Origin of the sequence: Enterobacter cloacae complex sp. IR5459 (assembly GCF_049238005.1) — a bacterium.
In the GTDB taxonomy this organism is placed as follows: domain Bacteria; phylum Pseudomonadota; class Gammaproteobacteria; order Enterobacterales; family Enterobacteriaceae; genus Enterobacter; species Enterobacter hormaechei_C.
In genome coordinates, this window is the sequence record NZ_JBMKIG010000005.1 from 272,611 (window position 1) to 297,241 (window position 24,631).

Consider the following 24,631-nt stretch of genomic DNA (forward strand, 5'->3'; position numbering starts at 1 on the left):
CGCGTTATTTTTAACCAGTAGAAAATTCTGTGAGCACCGCTTTTTTTGCCGTATCGAAAACGTGAAATCGCAAAGAAAAAATTTCTGCGCCCCGCGTATTTGAATGGGGTGATCTATGCTTGAAAGGAGGCTCTCCAGTCAGAGAGAGCGACCAACAACGAGGGCGCGCTAATGGCTACACTAGATTCCATGTCCAGGGACAGCACCCGTCTGAGCGATGGACCCGACTGGACCTTCGAGTTGCTGGATGTCTACCTGGCGGAGATCGACCGGGTGGCCAAACTCTATCGTCTGGATACCTACCCCCATCAGATTGAAGTCATCACCTCGGAACAGATGATGGACGCTTACTCCAGCGTCGGGATGCCGATTAACTATCCGCACTGGTCGTTTGGTAAAAAATTCATTGAGACAGAGCGGCTGTATAAGCACGGGCAGCAGGGATTGGCGTATGAAATCGTCATTAACTCTAACCCATGTATTGCCTATCTGATGGAGGAGAACACCATTACCATGCAGGCGCTGGTGATGGCGCACGCCTGCTATGGACATAACTCGTTCTTCAAAAATAACTATCTGTTCCGCAGCTGGACGGACGCCAGCTCAATCGTTGATTACCTCATCTTCGCCCGTAACTACATTACCGACTGCGAAGAGCGCTACGGCGTGGACGAGGTTGAGAAACTGCTGGACTCCTGCCACGCGCTGATGAACTACGGCGTTGACCGCTATAAGCGTCCGCAGAAGATCTCCTTGCAGGAGGAGAAAGCCCGGCAGAAAAGCCGCGAGGAGTATCTGCAAAGCCAGGTGAATATGCTGTGGCGCACCCTGCCAAAACGTGAAGAGGAGAAAACCGTCGCCGAGGCGCGTCGCTACCCTTCCGAGCCGCAGGAAAACCTGCTCTACTTTATGGAGAAAAACGCCCCGCTGCTGGAGCCGTGGCAGCGTGAGATCCTGCGCATCGTGCGCAAGGTGAGCCAGTATTTCTATCCGCAGAAGCAGACCCAGGTCATGAACGAAGGCTGGGCGACCTTCTGGCACTACACCATTCTGAACCACCTGTATGACGAGGGAAAAGTCTCTGAACGGTTTATGATGGAGTTCCTGCACAGCCACACCAACGTGGTGTTCCAGCCGGCATATAACAGCTCGTGGTACAGCGGTATTAACCCGTACGCGCTCGGCTTTGCCATGTTCCAGGATATCAAGCGTATTTGTCAGTCGCCCACCGAAGAGGACAAATACTGGTTCCCGGATATTGCCGGTTCCGACTGGCTGGAAACGCTGCACTTCGCGATGCGTGATTTTAAGGATGAGAGCTTTATCAGCCAGTTCATGTCGCCGAAGATCATGCGTGATTTCCGCTTCTTCACCGTACTGGATGATGACCGCAACAACTTCCTGGAGATCTCCGCGATCCACAACGAAGAGGGCTATCGCGAGATCCGCTCGCGCCTGTCGTCCCAGTACAACCTGAGTAATCTTGAGCCGAACATTCAGGTCTGGAACGTGGATCTGCGCGGCGATCGCTCTCTGACGTTGCGCTATATTCCGCACAACCGCGCGCCGCTGGATAAGGGGCGTAAGGAAGTGCTGAAGCATGTGCATCGCCTGTGGGGATTTGACGTCTTGCTGGAACAGCAGAACGAAGATGGCAGCGTGGAGCTGCTGGAGCGGTGTCCGGCGCGGTTGAATACGCTGTAGTGGGATTTTTTGCCCGGTGGCGCTACGCTTACCGGGCCTACGGGACCTGTAGGCCGGCTCAGGCGAAGCCGCCACCCGGCGAAAAAAAACCTCTCAATCGAGAGGTTTTTTCTTTTACCGGCCCTGAATCGCTAAATCACCCGGCAGCGTTTTCTGCATCCGGTGCCAGATTTCACCGGAGTCGTGGCCGTAACGACGCACGGTTTCATAGACCTGATCGTGCAGCCCTTCGGTGCAGAGTTTGCTCAGTTTATGATAGAAGCCAAGCGCCAGACTGCGGGCTTCAGGGTTAGCAAAGTAGTGACGACCAATGCGCGTATATAACCCTTTCATTCCATTCAGGATCAGACCGTAAACCGGATTGCCGGAAGCAAACGCCAGACCACGGAACACGTTGTAATCCAGGGTCGCAAAGGCATCCGCGTGGTCTTCCACCTCATTGGCGGTAGCAAGTACCTTCAGCGCATCTTCAGGGTGCTGGCGAAACGCGGTGCGGATGAAAATGGTGGCGATGTTGGTGCGCACGGAAAGCAGATTATCAATCAGCTGCGGTACGCTTTCGTGATCGAGACGCGCCAGCGTTTCCAGAATGTTCAGCCCGGACGTTTCCCAGAAGTTATTCACTTTAGTGGGTTTGCCATGCTGTATCGTCAACCAGCCATCGCGCGCCAGACGCTGGAGCACTTCTCGCAGCGTGGTACGGGTGACGCCAATCAGTTCAGAGAGTTCGCGTTCAGCAGGTAGAATTGATCCCGCAGGGAAACGATTATTCCAGATGCTTTCAATGATGTACTCTTCCGCGAAACCCGCCGGGCTCTGCGCCTTAATGACCATAGTGAGATTTCCATTACACAGCTTTAGCAAATTACACTCATCATACCAGAGGCGTGCAGAGGCAGATAGCGCAGCAGAGACAGAAAAGAGGGATCGCCGTTTCATTTTTATGAAATTTACAAATGGCTTAATCCCCCGCTCTGCCGCCATTTTTGCGTATACTGATGTCTTGTCTTATTTGACGGGGAAAGGACGTCTGTCGTGGAAATTTCATTTGGGCGCGCGCTGTGGCGCAACTTTTTAGGTCAGTCACCTGGCTGGTACAAACTCACTTTACTGGTATTCCTGGTCGTTAATCCCGTTATCTTTTTGCTGGATCCCTTCGTTGCCGGGTGGATGTTGGTCGCCGAGTTTATCTTTACCCTGGCGATGGCGCTGAAGTGCTATCCGCTGTTGCCCGGCGGGCTGCTGGCGCTGGAAGCCGTGGTCATTGGAATGACCAGCGCGGAGCATGTTAAAAACGAGATAGCGTCGAATCTTGAAGTCCTGCTGCTGCTGATCTTCATGGTGGCGGGGATCTACTTTATGAAGCAGCTTCTGCTGTTTATCTTCACCCGTTTGCTGCTGAGCATTCCGTCGAAAACGCTGCTCTCGCTGGCTTTTTGCCTCGCCGCAGCCTTCCTCTCTGCATTCCTGGATGCGCTGACGGTCGTGGCGGTAGTGATCAGCGTCGCCGTCGGCTTTTACGGGATTTACCACCGGGTGGCCTCGTCTCGTCCTGGCGATAACTTGCAGGACGACAGCCACGTTGAGGCGCACAACCGCGATGTGCTGGAACAGTTCCGCGCATTTCTGCGCAGCCTGATGATGCATGCAGGCGTGGGGACGGCGCTGGGCGGCGTGATGACCATGGTCGGGGAGCCGCAAAACCTGATTATCGCCAAAGCAGCTGAGTGGCATTTTGGCGAATTTTTCCTGCGCATGGCGCCGGTCAGCGTACCCGTGCTGGTCTGCGGGTTAGCCACCTGTGTGCTGGTCGAAAAATTCAACCTCTTTGGGTATGGCGCGACGTTGCCCGATCAGGTCCGCCAGGAGCTGCATAAGTTTGACGAGCAGAGCCGCAAACAACGCACGCGCCAGGAGACGCTGCGCCTGATTGCACAGGGTTTCATCGGCGTGTGGCTTATCGCTGCGCTGGCCTTCCACCTTGCCGAGGTGGGGCTGATTGGCCTGTCGGTAATTATCCTTGCAACCAGCCTGGGCGGCGTTACGGACGAACATGCTATTGGAAAAGCCTTTACCGAAGCGCTGCCGTTTACCGCCCTGCTGGCGGTGTTTTTTGCCGTCGTGGCGGTGATTATTGACCAACATCTGTTCGCGCCGATCATCGCGTTTGTGCTTCAGGCTACGCCAGATTCGCAGCTAACGCTGTTCTATTTGTTTAACGGTCTGTTGTCCTCTATATCCGATAACGTCTTTGTCGGGACGGTATACATCAATGAGGCCAAAGCCGCAATGGAGCAAGGGATTGTCAGCAGTGAACAGTTCGAGCTGCTGGCGGTGGCGATCAACACCGGAACCAACCTCCCCTCCGTGGCAACCCCGAACGGTCAGGCGGCATTCCTCTTCCTTCTGACCTCGGCACTGGCACCACTCATACGACTTTCTTATGGAAGAATGGTCTGGATGGCGCTGCCGTATACGCTGGTGCTTACCCTGGTTGGTTTACTGTGCATCAAAATTACTCTCGTTCCCTGTACGCAATGGTTATTGCAAGCAGGTATACTTGCGGCGCATTAAAATTCGTTTACACTGCGCTGTCTAAGCATGTTCCAGGGAAATGATTATGTTGCGATTTTTGAACCAGTGCTCACGCGGTCGCGGAGCGTGGTTGTTGATGGCCCTGACCGCCTTTGCGCTGGAAATGGTCGCGCTGTGGTTTCAGCATGTGATGGGGCTGAAACCTTGCGTACTGTGTATTTATGAGCGTTGTGCGCTGTTCGGCATTATGGGCGCGGGTCTGGTAGGTGCGATTGCACCCAAATCACCGTTACGCTATGCGGCAATTGCCATCTGGCTGTACAGCGCCGGGAAAGGCATTGCGCTTGCCTGGGAGCACACCCAAATGCAGCTTCACCCGTCGCCGTTTATGACCTGCGATTTTGCCGCCCGCTTCCCGAGCTGGCTGCCGCTGGATAAATGGCTGCCGCAGGTGTTTGTGGCCTCCGGTGACTGCTCTGTACGCCAGTGGGAATTCCTGACGCTGGAGATGCCGCAGTGGCTGGTGGGCATTTTTGTCGCCTACTTTGTGGTGGCGCTGCTGGTGCTGATTGCCCAGCCGTTCAAACCAAAGAAACGCGATCTTTTTGGAAGGTAAAAGCAGAACGGCAACGTCAGTTTTGCAGGTCGGGTAAGCGCAGCGCCACTCGACACAATTGTGAACAATAAAAAACCCGCCTCGGCGGGTTTTTTATTATCACCGATTAGGGTGATTCATAATGTGGTCTTCCCAGTCCCGCACCTCGGACTCTTTCACCGCAATGTGGCGCACGGAAATACGTTCGCCGTGCATCGCCGCTTTCGACCCCGTCAACAGCGGATGCCATGTGGGCAGATCTTTCCCTTCCGCCAGCAGGCGATACGCGCAGGTATGCGGCAGCCACTCAAAGGTCGGTAGATTTTCACGGGTTAACTTGATGCAGTCCGGCTCATATTCGAAACGGCGCTCATAGTTGCGGCACTGGCAGGTTTTGATGTTTAACTGCTTGCAGGCTACGTTGGTGAAATAGATCTCGTCCGAATCTTCATCCATCAGCTTATGCAGGCAGCACTGCCCGCAGCCGTCACACAACGATTCCCACTCCGCGTCGGTCATGTCGTCGAGAGTTTTGCTTTGCCAGAAAGGAATGTCGTTCATCGGGATGTCCACACGTCAAAATAGAGCGCACCTTATAACGAGTCTGGCACGTTGATGCAAGTTTTGCCGCCCTTTTCAGGCGGCAAGGTGCTTTTACAGCACGCGGGTTTTCAGCGACAGGCCGTTAAAACTGACATCCAGTTCGTCGCCGCTAAGCAGCGGCCCCACACCTTCCGGAGTGCCGGTGAGGATCACGTCGCCAGGTTTCAGGGTGAAGAAGCGGCTCATGTAGGCAATCAGCGGAACGATCTTATGGATCATGTCAGCGGTCGTTCCCTGCTGGCGGATCTCGCCGTTGACCTTCAGGCTGAGCGGCGTGTTCTGCGGATCGTCGGTAAATTCACTCACCGGAATGAAACCGGAAATCGGGCATGAATTATCAAAACCCTTCGCTTTTTCCCACGGCTGCCCCGCTTTCTTCATTTTGCCCTGAACATCACGCAGCGTCAGGTCAAGCGCGACACCGTAACCCGCAATCGCTTTCTCTACATGCTCTTCGGTCGCCTGGCGCAGCGTCGCGCCGATCAGCACCGCCAGCTCCACTTCATGATGCACCGAGCCCAGTCCCTGCGGCAGAACCAGCGGCTGGCGAATATCGCACAGTGCGGTTTCTGGCTTAATAAACAGAACCGGCTCTTCCGGCACGGCGCTGCCCATCTCCTGAATATGTTTTGCATAGTTGCTGCCCACGCAGACCACTTTGCTGACGGGATAATCCAGTAATGCACCTTGCCAGTTATGATGTTGATACATGGTCGACCCCTAATCGGTTGATGAGTTGTTCCCGGAAGGACCCGGGCTTATTTCTTTCCGCTCACCTCAAGATGCTGTTTTAATAAATTCTCCGGTGGCGGCGGAAGCTGTAAATAATAGCCCTGCTCGGTTAACGCCTTTTTGACTTTCTCCAGATCGGCGTTCACCAGCTTCTTACGGCCGTCCAGCGGCAGCAGCATCGCCAGCTGCGGTCGGCCAAAGCTTTTCATTAATTCTTCAGGCACGCGGGAAAAATCGTCTTTCTTTTCGACATAAAGGTAGGTCTGGTCGCGGCTGGTACTTCTGTAGATCACACAAAACATGTTTTTACTCTGAATTAACGGGTGGTTGCTTGCCTCAATATACTCCTGACTATAACATGCCTGATACTCTTCGGAATATCGCGGCGATGTGTTGCGGTTAATAGCAAATTGAGTAAGGCCAGGATGTCAAATACGCCCATCGAGCTTAAAGGCAGTAGCTTCACCTTATCAGTGGTTCATTTGCATGATGCAAAACCCGAGGTTATTCGTCAGGCGTTAGAAGACAAAATCGCGCAGGCTCCCGCTTTTCTTAAGCATGCTCCTGTCGTCGTCAATGTAAGCGACCTTGAGGGGCCGATTAACTGGAAGCGGCTCCAGCAGGCCGTCGCCTCCACGGGGTTGCGCATCGTGGGCATTAGCGGCTGCAAAGACGCAGAGTTAAAAGCCGAAATTGAACGCGCGGGTTTGCCCTTGTTAAACGAGGGCAAAGAAAAAGCCCCACGTGCAACGCCTGCAACCGTTCCCGCTCCCCCGCCTCCGGCGCAAAATGTAGCCCCAGTCACAAAAACGCGATTGATTGATCTGCCGGTTCGTTCCGGTCAGCGCATTTATGCGCCAAACTGTGATCTGATTGTTACAAGCCACGTCAGTGCGGGCGCTGAACTGATTGCAGATGGCAATATTCACGTTTACGGTATGATGCGTGGACGTGCGCTTGCGGGCGCCAGCGGCGATCGAGAAGCACAAATTTTTTGTACTCACCTGACGGCAGAACTGGTGTCTATCGCAGGTGAATATTGGCTGAGCGATAAAATCCCAGCCGAATTTTATGGCAAAGCGGCCCGTCTGCAACTGGCAGATAACGCTTTGACCGTTCAACCGTTAAATTGATCCCTTTTAACAAGGAATTTCTATGGCACGCATTATTGTTGTGACTTCGGGTAAAGGAGGCGTTGGCAAGACCACCTCCAGCGCGGCCATCGCTACTGGTTTGGCCCAGAAGGGAAAGAAAACCGTCGTAATCGACTTCGATATCGGTCTGCGTAACCTGGACCTGATCATGGGTTGCGAGCGTCGCGTGGTGTATGACTTCGTGAACGTCATTCAGGGCGATGCCACCCTTAACCAGGCGCTGATTAAAGATAAGCGTACCGAGAACCTCTACATTCTTCCGGCGTCCCAGACCCGTGATAAAGACGCCCTGACCCGCGAAGGCGTGGAAAAGGTGCTCGACGATCTGAAAAAGATGGAGTTCGACTTTGTGGTATGCGACTCCCCGGCCGGTATCGAAACCGGCGCGCTGATGGCGCTCTACTTCGCGGATGAAGCCATCATCACCACCAACCCGGAGGTCTCGTCAGTACGTGATTCCGACCGTATTCTCGGCATTCTGGCCTCGAAATCCCGTCGCGCGGAAAATGGCCAGGAGCCAATCAAAGAGCACCTGCTGCTGACCCGCTACAACCCGGGCCGGGTGAACAAAGGTGACATGCTGAGCATGGAAGACGTGCTGGAGATCCTGCGCATCAAACTGGTTGGCGTGATCCCGGAAGATCAGTCCGTGTTGCGCGCCTCTAACCAGGGCGAGCCCGTGATCCTGGATACACAGGCAGACGCGGGTAAAGCGTATGCGGATACCGTTGACCGTCTGCTGGGAGAAGAACGTCCTTTCCGCTTCATTGAAGAAGAGAAGAAAGGTTTCCTCAAACGCCTGTTCGGAGGATAAGTTATGGCATTACTGGACTTTTTTCTCTCGCGGAAAAAAAGCACCGCCAACATCGCAAAAGAACGTCTGCAAATCATTGTGGCGGAACGTCGTCGTAGCGACGCCGAACCGCACTACCTGCCGCAGCTGCGCAAAGACATTCTGGAAGTGATCTGCAAATACGTGCAGATTGACCCGGAAATGGTCACCGTTCAGCTGGAGCAAAAAGACGGGGATATTTCGATTCTGGAGCTGAACGTCACGCTTCCGGAAGCGGAAGAGTCGCGTTAATCCGGTTGTGGTTTTGTAGGCCGGGCAAGCAACGCGCCACCCGGCAATTTCCCCGGTGGCGCTGCGCTTACCGGGGCTACAATTCTTTAGCGCGGATACCCTTCCAGCAGGGTATTCAGGCGTTCGGCCATCAGTTCCCCCCGCCATCCGGCGACCAGCTCCGGTAAACCATTTTGCGGTTTCAACTTCCAGTGCCAGTTCAGCAGCTGGTTAATCTGACGACGTGAAGCCAGCAGTTCGGCACTCAGTTTGCTTTCCCCCGCCACCGTCTGCACCAGCGCTTTGATATCTTTGAATGCCTTGCGGTAGCCCGGCATATCCATCAGGTTAAGCAGTGGTTCTGGCAGTGCGTCCTCCGGCAGCTGCTGAGCTTTCTCTACCAGCGCGAGCAGCGTTTTACCGTGGAAACGGATCTCACTCCCGGAAAGGCCAATGCTGTCCAGTTCGCCAAGGCTACCCGGCATATAGCGCGCCACCGCCCACAGGTGTTCTTCACGCACCACGAAGTTAACCGCCAGATCGCGCTCACGTGCTTTACGCAGACGCCAGTCAGCCAGCAGTTGCAGACAGGCCAGCTGGCGGGTGCGCAGCTGCCAGGCGTTGGTGATGTCACGCCAGGCCTCTTTCGGATCAACCACTTCCTGACGACGCTGCTGCGTCATGCGGCACTCGTCCAGTGCGGCAGACAGCCAGCCGGACGCCTCAGCTTCTTTCATAAGCTGGCCGGCAATTGGAAGAAGGTAAAAGACGTCTGCCGCGGCGTATTCAAGCTGACGCGCCGTTAGGGGACGCGCGAGCCAGTCGGTACGCGATTCGCTCTTATCCAGCGTCAGACCGGTGTACTCTTCCACCATCGCGGCGAAGCCCCAGGAGAGCGGACGACCGCTGAACGCCGCGAGGATCTGGGTATCAATCAGCGGCTGCGGCATGATGCCAAAAGTGTTGAGAAAGACTTCCAGATCTTCACTGCCCGCGTGCAGATATTTGGTCACGGCGGTATCCAGCAACAGCTCGCGCATTGGCGCCCAGTCGGTAATGCCGAGGGGGTCAATCAATGACACGTGTTTGCCGTCATACATCTGAATCAGACCCAGCTGCGGATAGTACGTTCGGGTGCGGACAAATTCCGTATCCAGGGCGATAGCGGGAAATTCACGCGTCACCTCGCACAGCGAAGCCAGCTCGTCGTTGGTAGTGATCATCTGGTAATTCAAATCGGACTCTCTTTTGTTTGCGCCCATAAAAAACGCCGGCTTAACCGGCGTCTGGGCGATTAACGTGAAGCTCAGGCCTTATTGTCCACTTTGGCACGGGCTTCGTCACGTAATTCTCGTCGTAATATCTTCCCGACGTTGGATTTCGGCAGCTCATCCCGGAATTCCACCAGCTTCGGCACTTTATAGCCCGTCAGCTGACGGCGACAGAACGTTATCAGCGCATCCTCGGTCAGAGAAGGATCTTTCTTGACCACAAATATCTTCACCGCTTCACCGCTGCTGCCGGAAGGAACGCCCACCGCCGCCACTTCCAGCACGCCGCTGTGCTGCATCACCACGTCTTCGATTTCGTTCGGATAGACGTTGAACCCTGACACCAGGATCATGTCTTTCTTGCGATCGACGATGCGCAGGAAGCCTTCGTCATCCATCACCGCGATGTCGCCCGTGTGCAGCCAGCCGTCTTTGATGATCTCATCCGTGGCATCCGGACGTTGCCAGTAGCCCAGCATCACCTGCGGCCCTCTGACGCATAGCTCCCCTGGCTCACCATGAGGCACTTCGTTATCCTCATCATCCACCAGTTTTGCTTCCGTCGACGGGACCGGCAGACCGATACTGCCGCTGTGGTAGTCGATGTCATGCGGGTTAACGCTGACCAGCGGGGCGCACTCCGTCAGGCCATAGCCCTCCAGCAGATACTGCCCGGTGAGTTTCACCCAGCGCTCGGCAACCGCCTGCTGAACCGGCATCCCGCCGCCCGCGGAGAGGTGCAGCGTGGAGAAATCGAGCTGCTGGAACTCTTTATTGTTAAGCAGCGCGTTAAACAGGGTGTTCACGCCGGTCATGGCGGTGAACGGGTATTTCGCCAGCTCTTTGACCAGCCCCGGGATATCGCGCGGGTTGGTGATCAATACGTTTTGACCGCCAAGCTCGATAAACAGCAGGCAGTTCATGGTCAGCGCAAAAATGTGATACAGCGGAAGCGCGGTGATCACCAGCTCCTTGCCCGGGTGCAGCAGCGGCCCGTAGGTGGCGTTAACCTGCTCAAGGTTCGCCAGCATGTTACGGTGGGTCAGCATCGCCCCTTTCGCCACGCCGGTGGTGCCGCCCGTGTATTGCAGGAAGGCCAGATCCTCGGACACGATCTCCGGCTTTACGTATTGCATCCGGTAGCCCGCATGCAGGGCGCGGCGGAAGGAGATGGCATCCGGCAGGTGGTATTTCGGCACCAGCCGCTTAACGTATTTAACGACAAAGTTGACCAGCGTACCTTTCGCGGTAGAGAGCTGGTCACCCATGCGCGTCAGGATGACGTGCTTAACCTGAGTTTTTTCAACGACTTTTTCCAGCGTGTGGGCAAAGTTGGAGACAATCACAATCGCCGCCGCGCCGCTGTCATTCAACTGATGTTCCAGCTCGCGCGGGGTATAGAGCGGGTTAACGTTAACCACGATCATCCCTGCCCTGAGGATGCCGAACAGCGCCACCGGGTATTGCAGAAGGTTTGGCATCATCAGCGCGACGCGATCCCCTTTCTGCAAGCCCAACCCTTCCTGTAAATAGGCCGCAAACGCCCGGCTGCGTTCTTCCAGCTTACGGAAGGTCATCACTTCGCCCATATTCACAAACGCGGGCTGGTCAGCGTAGCGCCGTACCGAGTGTTCAAATAATTCAATCAGGGATTGATAACGGTCAGGATTGATCTCCGCAGGGACATCCGCGGGATAACGGTTAAGCCAAACCTTTTTCAATGCATCACCTCTGAAATGAGTGTTCGTCGTCATCACAGCCCCGATAATAAACAGTTTGTTAACATTATATTAACTCAGCGTACCAGTTTATTAATTGTTCAGATTGCAGGTTGCGAAGCGCGTCACTCTTTTTTTTCGTTTTATCCGTAAAAAAACAGAGACAGCGGCTGAGCCGCTGTCTCTTTCCTAGCAATAACAGTAACTTACTCAGTTACTATTGTTTGAACCTGTGCAGGGCCTGGATTGTACCACCCCCAGCCACCGTAGCCGTAACGATACGGATGCGGTCCCCACATCCACGGATCGATTGGCTGTGGCGGCATCACCACCTGCTGGGCGATACGCCAGCGTTTGTAGCCGTTCACCTGCATGGTCATAAATTTGTATGGCGTATGGCCGATTTTCCCCGCCACCGAACCAGTAATCGGCCCGACGACGGTCACCAGCTGCCCGCGGAAATCTACCGGATCGAGGAAGCCGCTGACGTCAGCGTAGATCCGCCCGCGCGAGGCTTCACCCAGAACAGGCCGCGCGCCGTCGTCCAGCGGGACAGTGGCAATCTCCAGCCGGGTTTTCCCCTGCTGGTTTAGCACTTCAACCACCTTGCCGCCAAACCGCGCTTCCTGCCCGACATACAACTCCGGGGCATTCATCACGCGTACCAGATCCTGCTGTGGCGTCGGGCTGGTGCCCTTGATCGCATCAGGAACGGTGACGCACCCGCTCAGTGCTATGGCAACCGCGCCTGCCATAAGAAAGCGTACAACTTTAGTCTGAACCGCCATGATGCGACTCCTTTTTCTCAGTTCCTGTTACTGAGATTCACTCGCGGCCAGGAAGTTTCTTCCACGCGACGGTGTTTCGTAAATAAACCGGTTCAGCATGTTCAACCGCCACGGTTTTTCCTGCGGCAAGTAGCTGACAGGCAATCGGCAGCATATCTTCTGCGGCGGGCAGGAGCATGTTACCGTCCACCAGCGTAAGGCCGGTGTCCTTCGCCATCTCAGGCCATGCCGCCCAGCCGGTTCCGACCGTCGCCCACTCACCGGAGAGCTGTTTCAGGCGCCCGGTGACGGCTTCAGGTTTAAGCACCGCTTCCGTCTCTTCGCCGTGCCAGACGCCGTTTTCGTCACGGGTGTACTCCGCCCAGTAGACTTCCCCCATGCGGGCATCAATCGCAGCCAGCACGCGGGTGGCGCCGGTCATGCGCCATGCTCCCTGGGCCATGGTCGCAAGCGTGGAGACGCCGATCATCGGCAGGTCAGCGCCCAGCGCCAGCCCCTGCGCAATGCCAATCCCGATACGTACGCCCGTAAAGCTGCCCGGACCACGGCCGTAGGCCAGCGCGTCGAGGTCAGTCAGGGCGGTATTGCCCTCGGTTAAAATGGTTTTTACCAGGGGCAGAATACGTTGGGTGTGTTCCCGTGGGCACTCTTCGAAATGAGCAAAAATCGTACCGTCGTTCCACAGGGCAACGGAACAGGCCTCTGTCGCGGTATCAATAGCCAGAATTCGCATCAGTCGTCGCGCTCTCGCAATGGTCAGTCACAAAATGGCGCGCATCTTAACACACTCCGGGAAGAATTACTCCGCCGTCGGGTTCGCCAGGAAGCGGACCGCGCGTTTAATATCCCGCGTGCGCGGCGCGGGCGGCAGGCTGGCGAGGAAGGTCGCGCCGTAGGGACGCATCACCAGGCGGTTGTCGCAGATCACCAGCACCCCGCGATCGGTGACGTCGCGGATCAGTCGCCCTACCCCCTGTTTAAGCGTGATGACCGCGTCCGGCAGCTGGACGTCGTCGAACGGATCGCCCCCGCGCAGACGGCAGTCCTCCATGCGCGCTTTCAGAAGCGGATCGTCCGGCGATGTGAACGGCAGCTTATCGATAATCACCAGCGAGAGCGTGTCGCCGCGCACGTCTACCCCTTCCCAGAAACTACTGGTCGCCACCAGCAGGGCATTACCGGCGCTGACAAACTGCTGGAGCAGCTGGCCTTTACTGGTTTCCCCCTGCAACAGCACCGGTAGCGTCATGGTGGCGCGGAACTGCTCGGCCAGATCGCGCATCATAGCGTGTGAGGTGCAGAGCATAAAGCAGCGCCCGTTGTTGGCCTCGATCATCGGCTTCAGCATGGCCGCCAGATGTCGCGCCGCGCCCGGCTGGTTAGGCAGCGGCAGATTGCGCGGCACGCACAGCAGCGCCTGTCTCTCATAGTCGAACGGGCTCGGCAGAAGCAGGGATTCCGCCTGCTCAATGCCGAGGCGCTCGGTAAAGTGGTGCAGATCGTCATTGACCGACAGCGTGGCCGAGGTAAAGACCCAGGTGCCGGGCTTTTGCGCCATCACCTCTTTGAATTTGTCGGCAACGGTCAGCGGCGTGAGCGCCAGGGTGAAGTGGCGCGAGGTACATTCGTACCAGTAGCTGTAGCCCGGCTGATTGATCTCTTTCAGCCGCTTCAGCCGCCCACGGTAGAGCGTGGCGCGCTCGAAGGCGGCGTCCAGCAGCGCTGAACGTCCGAGGGACAGCTTCGCCACGTCGTAACAGAGTTCAAGGGCATCATCGAGCAGCAGCAGCGCGCGCTGGATATTTTTGTCTGCGAGCAGTTCGCGCAGGTTGCCGCGATAGCCCGGCTCGCCTAGCTGTAAGCGGAAGTCCTGTGCGCATTGCGCCAGGCGGTCCGCGCACTTCTGCAACTGCTGGGTATCTTTGAGTTCGGTGCGATAGGCAATGGTAATATCTTTCGCCAGATCCTGAAGCTGACGGCTGGAGAGCGACTGACCAAAATACTGGCTGGCGATGTCCGGTAGCTGATGGGCTTCATCGAAGATCATCACCTCCGCCTCCGGGATCAGCTCGCCGAAACCACTGTCCTTGACCACCATATCCGCAAGAAACAGGTGATGGTTCACCACCACCACGTCGGCGTCCATCGCGGTTTTACGCGCTTTCACCACAAAACAGTCTTTATACAGCGGGCAGTCGCTGCCGAGGCAGTTGTCATTGGTGCTGGTCACCAGCGGCCAGGCGGGGGAGTCTTCCGGCACGCTCGCGCAGGTGCTGATGTCCCCCTCCTCCGTCTGGTTGGCCCAGGCGCGCAGGACGATCACATCGCTCAGGGTTTGTACCGGCAGGTCGCCGCCCGCCAGCGCCTGCTGTTCAAGACGCTCCAGACACAGGTAGTTAGAACGCCCTTTCAGCAAGGCCAGACGCCCTTTGTATTTCAGCGCTTTCGCCACCGTGGGTAAATCGCGGCTGTAGAGCTGATCCTGGAGCGCTTTTGATCCCGTAGAGATGATCACCTTCTTTTTCGCCCGCAGCGCAGGAGCGAGGTAAGCATACGTTTTCCCCGTACCGGTACCGGCCTCCACGACCAGCGGCTGCGCCTTGTCGATAGCGTGCGCAACGGCATGCGCCATCTGACGTTGGGGTTCGCGCGGTTTAAAGCCGGGAATAGCCTGTGCTAACTGACCCTCTGGGGAAAAATCGTCTGCCACGGTGTTCTCTCACTGTATTTTTGCACAGGGATTATGTCAGCCCCTTCTCTCCGGTGCCACCCCAAATAGTGACGACGGCGGAACATTATGGCAGTCTTGCCGCCTGACGACGAAAGATAACGAGGATACGTTTATGACAATTACGCGCATTGATGCCGAAGCCCGCTGGTCTGATGTGGTGATCCACAACCAGACGCTGTACTACACCGGCGTCCCTGCCAATCTGGACGCCGACGCCTTCGAGCAGACCGCCAACACCCTGGCGCAGATCGACGCCGTACTGGAAAAACAGGGCAGCGACAAATCCCGCATTCTGGATGCGACGATTTTTCTGGCGAATAAAGACGATTTCGCGGCGATGAATAAAGCATGGGATGCGTGGGTGGTGGCGGGTCACGCGCCTGTACGCTGCACCGTACAGGCCACGCTGATGAAACCGGAATATAAGGTTGAGATCAAGATTATCGCGGCAGTGTAAGCCGGTTATTCTTCATCTTCATCCTCAAAGCGCGCCACGATCCGCTCGCCGGTATGGGTGGCGCGAAGTTCTTCCGCGACCTGTGAAATTGCCTGTCCGCTGCTCATCCCCTGGGACATCAGCTCCTGAATACGTTCAACGGCTTTCTGCTGTTGGTCATGGCTGAGAGAAGGTAAACCTGCAAACATCGTTAACTCCTGCTAAATTATTCGCGCTAATTATTTCACGCTGCCCGGTAGTATGCCATACATGAACATGCGCTTCCCCACTGTTATGACCTTGCCCTGGCGTGCTGACGCCGCGGAGTTCTGGTTTGCCCGTCTGAGCCACCTTCCTTTTGCCATGCTGCTGCACTCCGGCCATGCGGATCACCCCTACAGCCGCTTTGATATTCTGGTGGCCGACCCGGTTAAAACGCTGACGACCGATGCGCTGTCGCCAACGGACGATCCGCTGATGCGGCTTCAGAACGAGATCGATGCTCTGGGCTTAACTGCCACACCTGATCCGGATCTGCCTTTCCAGGGGGGCGCGCTGGGCCTGTTTGGTTACGATCTGGGTCGCCGTTTCGAAACGCTGCCTGAGCATGCGCAGGCGGATATTTCCCTGCCGGATATGGCGGTGGGGCTGTATGACTGGGCGCTGATCGTGGATCACCGTAAGCAGACGGTTTCTCTGCTGAGCCACCGGGACGTACAGGCGCGTCTGGCCTGGCTTGAGGCGCAACGGCCCGCCGCCCCGGAACACTTTATGCTGACCTCCGGCTGGCGCTCGAACATGAGCGCGGAGGAATACGCGGAAAAATTCTCCCGTGTGCAGGCGTATCTTCACAGTGGCGACTGTTATCAGGTCAACCTTGCCCAGCGTTTCCAGGCGGCGTACAAGGGAGACGAATGGCAGGCGTTTACCCGCCTCAATGCCAGCAATAAGGCCCCGTTCAGTGCATTTTTACGCCTTGAACACGGCGCCATCCTCAGCCTTTCGCCTGAGCGTTTTATTCACCTGGCTGACGGTATGATTCAGACCCGCCCGATAAAGGGCACCCTGCCGCGCCTTGCCAACGCCGAGGCCGACCGCCAGCAGGCGGAGACGCTGGCAGCCTCTCCCAAAGATCGCGCTGAAAACCTGATGATTGTCGATCTGATGCGCAATGATATTGGTCGCGTCGCCGAGCCGGGCAGCGTGCGCGTGCCGGAGCTGTTCGTCGTGGAGCCATTCCCGGCGGTGCATCATCTGGTCAGCACCATCACCGCACGCCTGCCGGCCTCGCGAACCGCCTGCGATCTGCTCCGCGCCGCGTTTCCGGGCGGCTCCATCACCGGCGCGCCGAAGGTCCGGGCGATGGAGATCATCGACGAACTGGAACCACATCGCCGCAACGCCTGGTGCGGCAGCATCGGCTATGTGAGTCTGTGCGGCACCATGGATACCAGCATCACTATTCGCACCCTGACGGCGTGCGACGGTAACCTGTACTGTTCCGCAGGCGGTGGCATTGTGGCCGATAGCCAGGTCGAGGCGGAATATCAGGAAACCTTTGATAAAGTGAATCGTATCCTGAAACAACTGGAGAACTCACGGTGAAGAAAGACAACCTGACGCTGGATGATTTTCTGTCACGCTTTCAGCTTCTGCGGCCCCAGGTTAGCCGCGCCACGCTGAATCAACGTCAGGCGGCGGTGCTGATCCCGGTCGTGCGCCGTGAGCAGCCGGGTCTGTTGCTTACCCAGCGCTCACCGCATATGCGAAAACACGCCGGTCAGGTTGCGTTTCCGGGCGGCGCGGTGGACAGCACCGATGCATCCCTGATTGCCGCCGCACTGCGTGAAGCGCATGAGGAAGTGGCGATCCCCCCGGAGACAGTCGAGGTGATCGGCGTGCTGCCGCCAGTGGACAGCGTAACCGGTTTTCAGGTCACGCCGGTCGTTGGCATTATTCCGCCCGATCTTCAGTATCACGCCAGCGTCGATGAAGTTTCAGCGGTGTTCGAAATGCCGCTGGAAGAGGCCCTTCGTCTGGGCCGCTATCACCCACTGGATATTCACCGCCGCGGACACGATCATCGGGTCTGGCTGTCGTGGTATCAGCATTATTTTGTCTGGGGCATGACGGCAGGCATCATTCGTGAGCTGGCCCTGCAAATCGGCCTGAAGCCTTGACTATACTTTACATTCCACCCTTTTCTGGCAGGTTTGCGCTCGGCGTCGCGCTATTAGCAAAACCATCGTTAACCATTAGTTTAATTCATGTGAATAGTTAAGCCGAGGTTGGTGTTCCCTCTTACACTATGCGCAGTTATAACATCGTTACTGGAACCCCAGTAACCCTGTCAGGAGTGTGAAAGTGATTAGTATATTCGACATGTTCAAAGTGGGGATTGGTCCTTCCTCTTCCCACACTGTAGGGCCGATGAAGGCCGGTAAACAGTTCGTCGATGATCTGGTCGAAAAAGGATTACTGGAAAGCGTTACCCGTGTCGCCGTAGACGTTTACGGTTCACTGTCATTAACGGGTAAAGGCCACCACACCGATATCGCCATTATTATGGGTCTGGCAGGCAATATGCCGGACACTGTTGATATTGATGCCATTCCGGCATTTATCCGCGACGTGGAAACGCGCGGACGCTTACTGCTGGCTAACGGTCAGCACGAAGTGGACTTCCCGCAGGATGACGGGATGCGTTTTCGTAGCGACAACCTGCCGCTGCATGAAAACGGCATGACCATCCACGCCTGGAGCGGCGAAAAAGAGATCTACAGTAAAACCTACTACTCCATCGGCGGCGGCTTTATCGTTGACGAAGAACACTTTGGTAAAGAGAGCGCGGGCGACGTCAATGTGCCCTATCCGTTTAAATCGGCCACCGAGATGCTGGGCTACTGCAAAGAGACCGGTCTGTCCCTGTCCGGCATGGTGATGCAGAACGAACTGGCGCTGCACAGCAAGAAAGAGATCGAAGACTATTTTGCTAACGTGTGGCAAACCATGCGCGCCTGTATTGACCGCGGGATGAACACCGAGGGTGTTCTGCCTGGGCCTCTGCGCGTACCGCGTCGTGCCTCTGCGCTGCGCCGCATGCTGGTCACCACCGACAAGTTCTCCAATGACCCAATGAACGTGGTCGACTGGGTGAACATGTTTGCCCTCGCGGTTAACGAAGAGAACGCAGCGGGTGGTCGCGTGGTGACGGCGCCGACCAACGGCGCGTGCGGTATCGTTCCGGCGGTGCTGGCCTATTACGATCACTTTATTGAGCCCGTGACACCGGATATCTATATCCGTTATTTCCTCGCGGCAGGCGCTATCGGCGCGCTGTACAAAATGAATGCGTCCATCTCTGGTGCCGAAGTAGGCTGTCAGGGTGAAGTGGGCGTGGCCTGCTCTATGGCGGCAGCGGGTCTGGCGGAACTGTTGGGCGCCAGCCCTGAGCAGGTGTGCGTGGCGGCGGAAATCGGTATGGAGCACAACCTCGGTCTGACCTGTGACCCGGTTGCCGGTCAGGTGCAGGTGCCGTGCATTGAGCGTAACGCCATCGCCTCCGTCAAAGCGATCAACGCCTCGCGTATGGCGATGCGCCGTACCAGCGAGCCACGCGTGTCGCTGGATAAGGTTATTGAAACCATGTACGAAACCGGCAAGGACATGAACGCGAAGTACCGTGAGACCTCGCGCGGCGGTCTGGCCATTAAGGTGCAGTGCGACTAAGCCTTCCTTTCGCCCATCTGCAACGGATGGGCGAATTTTCCCCTCTCGTCTCGTCGCTTCACGTATTCCCCACTACACTGTCACTGTTGCGTCTGGCTTTTCTGGCCGGTGCTTAACAGGCGACCGTTCATGCAAACTGCACAAACGATCATTAAAGACTATCGCCGAAAACGCGTTATCGTCTGTGTCACGGTTGCGCTCGTTACGCTCGTCCTGACGCTGGGCATTCGCTTTATTTCACAGCGCAACATAAATCAGGATCGGATCCACGACTTTACCCACCACACCGTGCGTGCGCTTGATAAGGTGCTTCTCTCGTTAGAGGTCCAGCGTGAAACGCTACTTTCACTGGTTGGCATACCCTGTTCCGAAGCAAATCTAATCCTGCGAAAACAGGCGGCGATCCTCCAGACCGTACGCTCCATCGCCCTCATTCAAGACGGAATACTGTATTGCTCAAGCGTCTTTGGCAGCCGTAATGTGCCCGTCAGTGAGTTTGTGCCGGAGCTTCCAGTCAGTGAATCCAGGCTGCTGCTGTCGACTGACCGGTGGCTGGTAAAAGGCAGCCCGGTACTGATTCAGTGGTCTCCCGTTGCGGGCGACGGCAACGACGGGGTGATGGAGGTGGTGAATATCGATCTCATCACTAAAATGATTCTCGAGCCGCAGCGGCCGCAGATCACCGACGTTGTCCTGAGAGTAGGAGATAACTTCCTCCGCGACGGGCAACAGGTGACGACTACGCCGACCTTCGATGAAAACGCCTCCCTGCTGGAACAGTCGTCACAACATTACCCTTTCAGCGTCACGGTGAGCGGCCCCGGGCCTGGCGAAATGGCGTTAAAAAATCTGCCCACCCAGCTGCCGCTGGCGTTGATGCTCAGCTTACTGATGGGCTATATCGCCTGGCTCGCCACGGCGCGGCGAATCAGTTTCACCTGGGAAATCAACATGGGAATTGCGGCCCGGGAGTTTGAACTCTTCTGCCAGCCGCTGGTGAATGCCCGCACCCGGGAATGCGCCGGCGTCGAGATCCTCCTGCGCTGGAACAACCCGCGTCAGGGATGGATTTCGCCCGATGTCTTTATCCCTCTGGCCGAAGAACATAACCTGATTGTTCCGCTTACCCGCTACGTCATCAGCGAAACGGTGCGGCAGATAGGCTATTTCCCTGCCTCGCGCGATTTCCATATCGGCATTAACGTGGCCGCCAGCCATTTTCGCCGCGCTGCGCTTATCCAGGATCTCAACCGCATCTGGTTTAACGCCAGCCCTGTTCAACAGTTGATCGTGGAGTTAACCGAACGCGATGCGTTGCTGGATGTGGATTACCGCATCGTGCGGGAGCTGCACCGCAAAGGGGTGAAACTTGCGATTGATGATTTTGGTACCGGCAACAGCTCACTTTCATGGCTAGAAAAACTGCATCCGGATGTGCTGAAAATTGATAAATCCTTCACCACCGCGATCGGCACCGACGCCGTGAACTCAACGGTAACAGATATTATTATTGCGCTTGGCCAGCGGCTGAATATTGAACTGGTTGCGGAAGGGGTGGAAACCGAGGAGCAGTCACGCTACCTGCGCCGTCACAGCGTACATATTTTGCAGGGGTACTTGTATGCGCGGCCAATGCCGCTGCGCGAGTTTCCGAAATGGCTGGCGGAAAGTCACTCTCCGCCAGCCCGTCACAACGGACACATCGTGCCCTTACTGCCGTTACGCTAGATAACGTTACTCTTCTTCATCGTGCGCAGAGTGCTCTTTAACAATACGCACCATATCAACGCGATAGTCGTTGGCTTCGACGATGGTAATTTGCAGCGGCGGCAGCTCCAGCACATCACCGATACGCGGGATCTGCCCGTTAACGGAGATCACCAGCCCCGCCACGGTGGCAATATCTTCATCATCATTGACCACGTTTTCGACGCCCAGCGTGTGCGAGAGCGCGTGCAGGTCGGTGGTGCCTTTCACCAGCCAGCCGTCACCGTCGGCAACGATTTCAGGGGTTTCATCCGCATCAGGGAATTCACCGGCAATGGCTTCCAGCACATCCAGCGGCGTCACCAGGCCCTGTACCACACCAAATTCGTTGGTGACGATAACAAAGCTCCCGCGAGCACGGCGCAATACGCCCAGCAGGTTGATCGGATCCAGCGTTTCAGGCACCACGATAGCGGGCGACGCGGCCGCTACGGCCTCGACGTTAACGCCCTCTTCCAGCGCCACCAGTATCTCTTTCGCGCGTACCACACCGATGATCTCATCCAGCTCACCCCGGCAGACCGGGAACAGGCTGTGCGGCGAGGAGAGCAGCTGCTGACGAATTTCGTCGACGCTCAGGTTGGCGTCCACCCAGCTGATTTCGCCGCGCGGCGTCATAATACCGCGCAGGGAGCGGGAAGCCAGCGAAAGCACGCCGTTGATCATGTAGCGTTCTTCTTCCACAAACGCGCCTTCCGGCACCGGAACCGGGTTACGGTTCTCGTTATCAGCCTGCACGTTGACCTGACGACGTCCGCCCATCAGTCGCAGAATCGCATCTGCGGTACGGGCTCGCAGCGGCTGATTCGACTGCTGCTTAATAAAGTTACGGCGCGCAATCTGGTTAAACAGCTCGATCAGAATCGAGAAGCCAATCGCGGCGTACAGGTAGCCTTTCGGAATATGGAAGCCAAACCCTTCTGCCACCAGGCTCAGACCAATCATCAGCAGGAAGCTCAGACACAGCACAACGACCGTCGGATGCTGGTTGACGAAACGCGTCAGCGGTTTCGACGCCAGCAGCATTACCGCCATCGCAATCACCACCGCCGCCATCATCACCGGCAGATGGTTCACCATGCCGACTGCCGTAATCACCGCATCCAGAGAGAAGACCGCATCAAGCACCACAATCTGGAGAACAACCACCCAGAAGCTGGCATAACCCTTACCGTGGCCATCATCGTGCTGCCGGTTCTCCAGCCGTTCATGCAGCTCTGTTGTGGCTTTGAACAGCAGGAACAGTCCCCCTACCAGCATAATTAAATCGCGGCCGGAGAAGGTGAAATCCATGACGGTGAACAGGGGCTTCGTTAGGGTGACCATCCACGAGATAACAGACAGTAAGCCCAGACGCATGATCAGCGCCAGCGAGAGGCCGATCAGACGGGCTTTATCACGCTGTTTCGGCGGCAGTTTATCTGCGAGGATGGCGATAAACACCAGGTTATCAATACCGAGAACGATCTCCAGCACGACCAGCGTAAGCAAGCCTACCCAGATTGACGGGTCCATTAAGAATTCCATGACACGCTCCTGCTAAAGGAATGACAAAACGGTGCCCCGCTAATGTCGGGCATTTCAAAGGGAATGAGAGTCGATGCGTGGCGAAGATCGCCGGTGATTAAGGCGCGGAATGGCCTGGAAGATGACTGACGTCGGTGACGGTCCATATAGTGGGCTGTAGCCCTATACTCCTGAATAATTAAACGGACGCTAAACATATCAGAGACAATTGGTTTTTAGCAAAGATTTACGTTCCTTTGCAAACTTCTGTAACACACGCGGATTATCTTAGAGAAAAATCTGTAAGGCGTAGCTAAATTACGGATCTTCATCACATAAATTATTTTTTCACTATCTAAAATAATTCGCGGAAGTCTTAGTTTTTTTGAACTCTAACCCTTATCTGAATCGATTCGGTTCGCCAATACGATTCTCAGTACGCCTGCCTGGCAGACGTATAAATGATAATAAAAGGAGGTAGCAAGTGACCATTGCTATTGTCATAGGCACACATGGTTGGGCTGCGGAGCAGTTACTCAAAACGGCAGAAATGCTGTTGGGCGAGCAGGAAAACGTCGGCTGGATCGATTTCGTTCCCGGTGAAAATGCCGAGACGCTGATTGAAAAATACACTGCTCAGCTTGAGAAGCTGGATACCAGCAAAGGCGTGCTGTTTCTCGTGGATACATGGGGCGGCAGCCCGTTCAACGCTGCCAGCCGCATTGTCGTCGATAAAGAGCATTATGAAGTCGTCGCCGGGGTGAATATCCCGATGTTGGTGGAAACCTTCATGGCGCGTGACGACTACCCAGGCTTTGACGAGCTGGTGGCGCTGGCGGTGGAAACCGGTCGCGAAGGCGTGAAGGCGCTGAAAGCGCAGCCGGTTGAAAAACCTGCCCCTGCCCCTGCTGCACCAAAAGCCGCTGCACCGGCGAAGCCAATGGGTCCGAACGATTACATGGTTATCGGCCTTGCGCGTATTGATGACCGTCTGATCCACGGCCAGGTGGCGACGCGCTGGACCAAAGAGACCAACGTACAACGCATCATCGTGGTCAGTGACGAAGTGGCCGCCGACACTGTCCGTAAAACCCTTCTTACCCAGGTTGCACCGCCGGGCGTCACCGCGCACGTCGTGGATGTCGCCAAAATGATCCGCGTTTACAACAACCCGAAATACGCGGGCGAACGCGTGATGCTTCTGTTCACCAACCCGACAGACGTTGAACGCATTGTTGAAGGCGGCGTGAAAATCACCTCCGTTAACATTGGCGGTATGGCTTTCCGTCAGGGCAAAACGCAGGTCAACAACGCGATTTCAGTGGATGCGAAAGATATCGAGGCCTTCAACAAGCTGAATGCACGCGGTATCGAGCTGGAAGCCCGTAAGGTTTCCACGGATCAGAAACTGAAAATGATGGATTTGATCGGCAAAGTGGGGAAATAAGCCCGGGCCGGTTTTTCATATAGAGCTTATGTAATAGGAGAAGTGCAATGGAGATTACTACTCTTCAGATTGTGCTGGTGTTCATCGTCGCGTGTATTGCGGGTATGGAGTCCGTACTTGATGAATTTCAGTTCCACCGCCCTCTGGTGGCCTGTACGTTGATTGGCGCCGTTCTCGGTGACATGAAAACCGGTATCATCATCGGCGGTACCCTGGAAATGATCGCCCTCGGCTGGATGAACATCGGTGCGGCAGTTGCGCCAGATGCCGCGCTGGCGTCCATTATTTCGACCGTTCTGGTTATCGCCGGTCATCAGAGTATTGGTGCCGGTATCGCGCTGGCCATCCCGCTGGCCGCAGCGGGTCAGGTGCTGACCATTATTGTCCGTACTATTACCGTGGCCTTCCAGCACGCGGCGGATAAGGCGGCCGAAAACGGCAACCTCACCGCGCTCTCCTGGATCCACGTTTCTTCCCTGTTCCTGCAAGCGATGCGTATCGCGATCCCTGCAGTTATCGTGGCGATTTCTGTCGGTACCAGCGAAGTTCAGGGCATGCTGAATGCGATCCCTGAAGTGGTCACCAGCGGTCTGAATATCGCCGGGGGTATGATCGTGGTGGTCGGTTATGCGATGGTCATCAACATGATGCGCGCGGGCTACCTGATGCCATTCTTCTACCTCGGCTTCGTTACCGCTGCGTTCACCAACTTCAACCTGGTTGCGCTGGGTGTGATTGGTGCGGTGATGGCGATTCTTTATATCCAGCTCAGCCCGAAATACAACCGTGTCGCGGGTGCCCCTGCGCAGGCTGCTGGTAACAACGATCTCGATAACGAACTGGACTAACAGG

25 protein-coding genes are annotated in these 24,631 nt (G+C 56.1%); 13 read left to right on the forward strand and 12 right to left on the reverse strand.

Translation table 11 applies throughout. The annotated features are described in order from the left end of the window. The first annotated feature begins 171 nt into the window (after positions 1-171). Positions 172-1,704 (forward strand): SpoVR family protein, encoded by a 1,533-nt coding sequence (locus ACOTX4_RS13035; protein ID WP_045332143.1) that lies wholly within the window; start codon positions 172-174, stop codon positions 1,702-1,704. Between the two features lie 114 nt (positions 1,705-1,818). Here the strand turns inward: ACOTX4_RS13035 and fadR are convergent, their stop codons facing one another. Then, on the reverse strand, positions 1,819-2,538 hold the full coding sequence (fadR, locus tag ACOTX4_RS13040) for a fatty acid metabolism transcriptional regulator FadR (RefSeq protein ID WP_003859951.1): 720 nt from the start codon (positions 2,536-2,538) through the stop codon (positions 1,819-1,821). A gap of 201 nt (positions 2,539-2,739) precedes the next feature. Here fadR and nhaB point away from each other — a divergent pair, with 201 nt between their 5' ends. Together nhaB and dsbB are read left to right on the forward strand one after the other, a co-directional pair. Then, positions 2,740-4,278, forward strand: a complete 1,539-nt coding sequence (gene nhaB, locus ACOTX4_RS13045; protein WP_045332146.1) for a Na(+)/H(+) antiporter NhaB — start codon at positions 2,740-2,742, stop codon at positions 4,276-4,278. Positions 4,279-4,324: 46 nt separating this feature from the next. Beyond that, a complete protein-coding gene (gene dsbB / locus ACOTX4_RS13050; protein ID WP_017693268.1) occupies positions 4,325-4,855 on the forward strand; it encodes a disulfide bond formation protein DsbB in 531 nt (176 codons plus the stop codon). A gap of 99 nt (positions 4,856-4,954) precedes the next feature. Here dsbB and ACOTX4_RS13055 read toward each other — a convergent pair whose 3' ends face one another. From ACOTX4_RS13055 to ACOTX4_RS13065, 3 genes are all read right to left on the reverse strand, one after another. After that, positions 4,955-5,395 carry a YcgN family cysteine cluster protein gene (locus ACOTX4_RS13055; protein ID WP_015570314.1) on the reverse strand — a complete coding sequence of 147 codons (441 nt, stop codon included), beginning with the start codon at positions 5,393-5,395 and terminating at the stop codon, positions 4,955-4,957. Positions 5,396-5,488: 93 nt separating this feature from the next. After that, positions 5,489-6,148, reverse strand: a complete 660-nt coding sequence (locus tag ACOTX4_RS13060; protein ID WP_003859945.1) for a fumarylacetoacetate hydrolase family protein — start codon at positions 6,146-6,148, stop codon at positions 5,489-5,491. A 47-nt stretch (positions 6,149-6,195) separates the two neighbouring features. Beyond that, entirely contained in the window at positions 6,196-6,471 is a 276-nt protein-coding gene (locus ACOTX4_RS13065; protein ID WP_006810982.1) for a YcgL domain-containing protein, read from the reverse strand. A 123-nt stretch (positions 6,472-6,594) separates the two neighbouring features. Here ACOTX4_RS13065 and minC point away from each other — a divergent pair, with 123 nt between their 5' ends. The 3 genes from minC to minE are packed head-to-tail and all read left to right on the forward strand — an operon-like array spanning position 6,595 to position 8,407. Next, positions 6,595-7,302 (forward strand): septum site-determining protein MinC, encoded by a 708-nt coding sequence (gene minC / locus ACOTX4_RS13070; RefSeq protein WP_022651428.1) that lies wholly within the window; start codon positions 6,595-6,597, stop codon positions 7,300-7,302. Positions 7,303-7,324: 22 nt separating this feature from the next. Further along, entirely contained in the window at positions 7,325-8,137 is an 813-nt protein-coding gene (minD, locus tag ACOTX4_RS13075) for a septum site-determining protein MinD (protein WP_003859938.1), read from the forward strand. A 3-nt stretch (positions 8,138-8,140) separates the two neighbouring features. Continuing rightward, positions 8,141-8,407 carry a cell division topological specificity factor MinE gene (minE, locus tag ACOTX4_RS13080; protein WP_003859937.1) on the forward strand — a complete coding sequence of 89 codons (267 nt, stop codon included), beginning with the start codon at positions 8,141-8,143 and terminating at the stop codon, positions 8,405-8,407. Positions 8,408-8,493: 86 nt separating this feature from the next. On the opposite strand, the gene rnd is transcribed toward minE, so the two are convergent. The 5 genes from rnd to ACOTX4_RS13105 all read right to left on the reverse strand — a co-directional run bounded on the left by rnd (position 8,494) and on the right by ACOTX4_RS13105 (position 14,873). Next, positions 8,494-9,609: a ribonuclease D gene (rnd, locus tag ACOTX4_RS13085; protein ID WP_122959317.1), complete on the reverse strand. Its 1,116-nt coding sequence runs from the start codon at positions 9,607-9,609 to the stop codon at positions 8,494-8,496. Between the two features lie 83 nt (positions 9,610-9,692). Beyond that, on the reverse strand, positions 9,693-11,378 hold the full coding sequence (gene fadD / locus ACOTX4_RS13090) for a long-chain-fatty-acid--CoA ligase FadD (RefSeq protein ID WP_003859933.1): 1,686 nt from the start codon (positions 11,376-11,378) through the stop codon (positions 9,693-9,695). 203 nt (positions 11,379-11,581) lie between these two features. Next, positions 11,582-12,163, reverse strand: coding sequence for a Slp family lipoprotein (locus ACOTX4_RS13095; protein ID WP_023314324.1), 582 nt, complete (start codon positions 12,161-12,163; stop codon positions 11,582-11,584). Between the two features lie 37 nt (positions 12,164-12,200). After that, positions 12,201-12,896, reverse strand: coding sequence for a tRNA (adenosine(37)-N6)-threonylcarbamoyltransferase complex dimerization subunit type 1 TsaB (gene tsaB, locus ACOTX4_RS13100; protein WP_045332149.1), 696 nt, complete (start codon positions 12,894-12,896; stop codon positions 12,201-12,203). A gap of 66 nt (positions 12,897-12,962) precedes the next feature. After that, a complete protein-coding gene (locus ACOTX4_RS13105) occupies positions 12,963-14,873 on the reverse strand; it encodes an ATP-dependent DNA helicase (protein ID WP_003859928.1) in 1,911 nt (636 codons plus the stop codon). 133 nt (positions 14,874-15,006) lie between these two features. On the opposite strand from ACOTX4_RS13105, the gene ACOTX4_RS13110 reads away from it, so the two are divergent. Then, on the forward strand, positions 15,007-15,351 hold the full coding sequence (locus ACOTX4_RS13110; RefSeq protein ID WP_003859927.1) for a RidA family protein: 345 nt from the start codon (positions 15,007-15,009) through the stop codon (positions 15,349-15,351). A gap of 5 nt (positions 15,352-15,356) precedes the next feature. On the opposite strand, the gene ACOTX4_RS13115 is transcribed toward ACOTX4_RS13110, so the two are convergent. Then, positions 15,357-15,539: a YoaH family protein gene (locus ACOTX4_RS13115; protein WP_003859925.1), complete on the reverse strand. Its 183-nt coding sequence runs from the start codon at positions 15,537-15,539 to the stop codon at positions 15,357-15,359. A 61-nt stretch (positions 15,540-15,600) separates the two neighbouring features. Between ACOTX4_RS13115 and pabB the strand changes: the two genes are divergently transcribed. The 4 genes from pabB to ACOTX4_RS13135 all read left to right on the forward strand — a co-directional run bounded on the left by pabB (position 15,601) and on the right by ACOTX4_RS13135 (position 20,787). Continuing rightward, positions 15,601-16,935 carry an aminodeoxychorismate synthase component 1 gene (gene pabB, locus ACOTX4_RS13120; RefSeq protein WP_045329806.1) on the forward strand — a complete coding sequence of 445 codons (1,335 nt, stop codon included), beginning with the start codon at positions 15,601-15,603 and terminating at the stop codon, positions 16,933-16,935. Further along, positions 16,932-17,510, forward strand: a complete 579-nt coding sequence (locus tag ACOTX4_RS13125; protein WP_003859921.1) for a CoA pyrophosphatase — start codon at positions 16,932-16,934, stop codon at positions 17,508-17,510. The genes pabB and ACOTX4_RS13125 overlap by 4 nt, the downstream gene beginning before the upstream one ends. Positions 17,511-17,694: 184 nt before the next feature. Further along, on the forward strand, positions 17,695-19,059 hold the full coding sequence (gene sdaA / locus ACOTX4_RS13130; protein ID WP_003859920.1) for an L-serine ammonia-lyase: 1,365 nt from the start codon (positions 17,695-17,697) through the stop codon (positions 19,057-19,059). A gap of 129 nt (positions 19,060-19,188) precedes the next feature. After that, positions 19,189-20,787, forward strand: a complete 1,599-nt coding sequence (locus tag ACOTX4_RS13135) for an EAL domain-containing protein (protein WP_045329810.1) — start codon at positions 19,189-19,191, stop codon at positions 20,785-20,787. 6 nt (positions 20,788-20,793) lie between these two features. Here the strand turns inward: ACOTX4_RS13135 and yoaE are convergent, their stop codons facing one another. Together yoaE and ACOTX4_RS13145 are read right to left on the reverse strand one after the other, a co-directional pair. Further along, positions 20,794-22,353 (reverse strand): CNNM family cation transport protein YoaE, encoded by a 1,560-nt coding sequence (yoaE, locus tag ACOTX4_RS13140; RefSeq protein ID WP_045329812.1) that lies wholly within the window; start codon positions 22,351-22,353, stop codon positions 20,794-20,796. Continuing rightward, positions 22,341-22,550, reverse strand: a complete 210-nt coding sequence (locus ACOTX4_RS13145) for a protein YoaL (protein WP_071785693.1) — start codon at positions 22,548-22,550, stop codon at positions 22,341-22,343. The genes yoaE and ACOTX4_RS13145 overlap by 13 nt, the downstream gene beginning before the upstream one ends. A gap of 266 nt (positions 22,551-22,816) precedes the next feature. On the opposite strand from ACOTX4_RS13145, the gene manX reads away from it, so the two are divergent. Then, positions 22,817-23,779, forward strand: coding sequence for a PTS mannose transporter subunit IIAB (gene manX / locus ACOTX4_RS13150; RefSeq protein WP_045329814.1), 963 nt, complete (start codon positions 22,817-22,819; stop codon positions 23,777-23,779). Positions 23,780-23,826: 47 nt separating this feature from the next. After that, on the forward strand, positions 23,827-24,627 hold the full coding sequence (manY, locus tag ACOTX4_RS13155) for a PTS mannose transporter subunit IIC (protein WP_003859914.1): 801 nt from the start codon (positions 23,827-23,829) through the stop codon (positions 24,625-24,627). Positions 24,628-24,631: the final 4 nt, after the last annotated feature.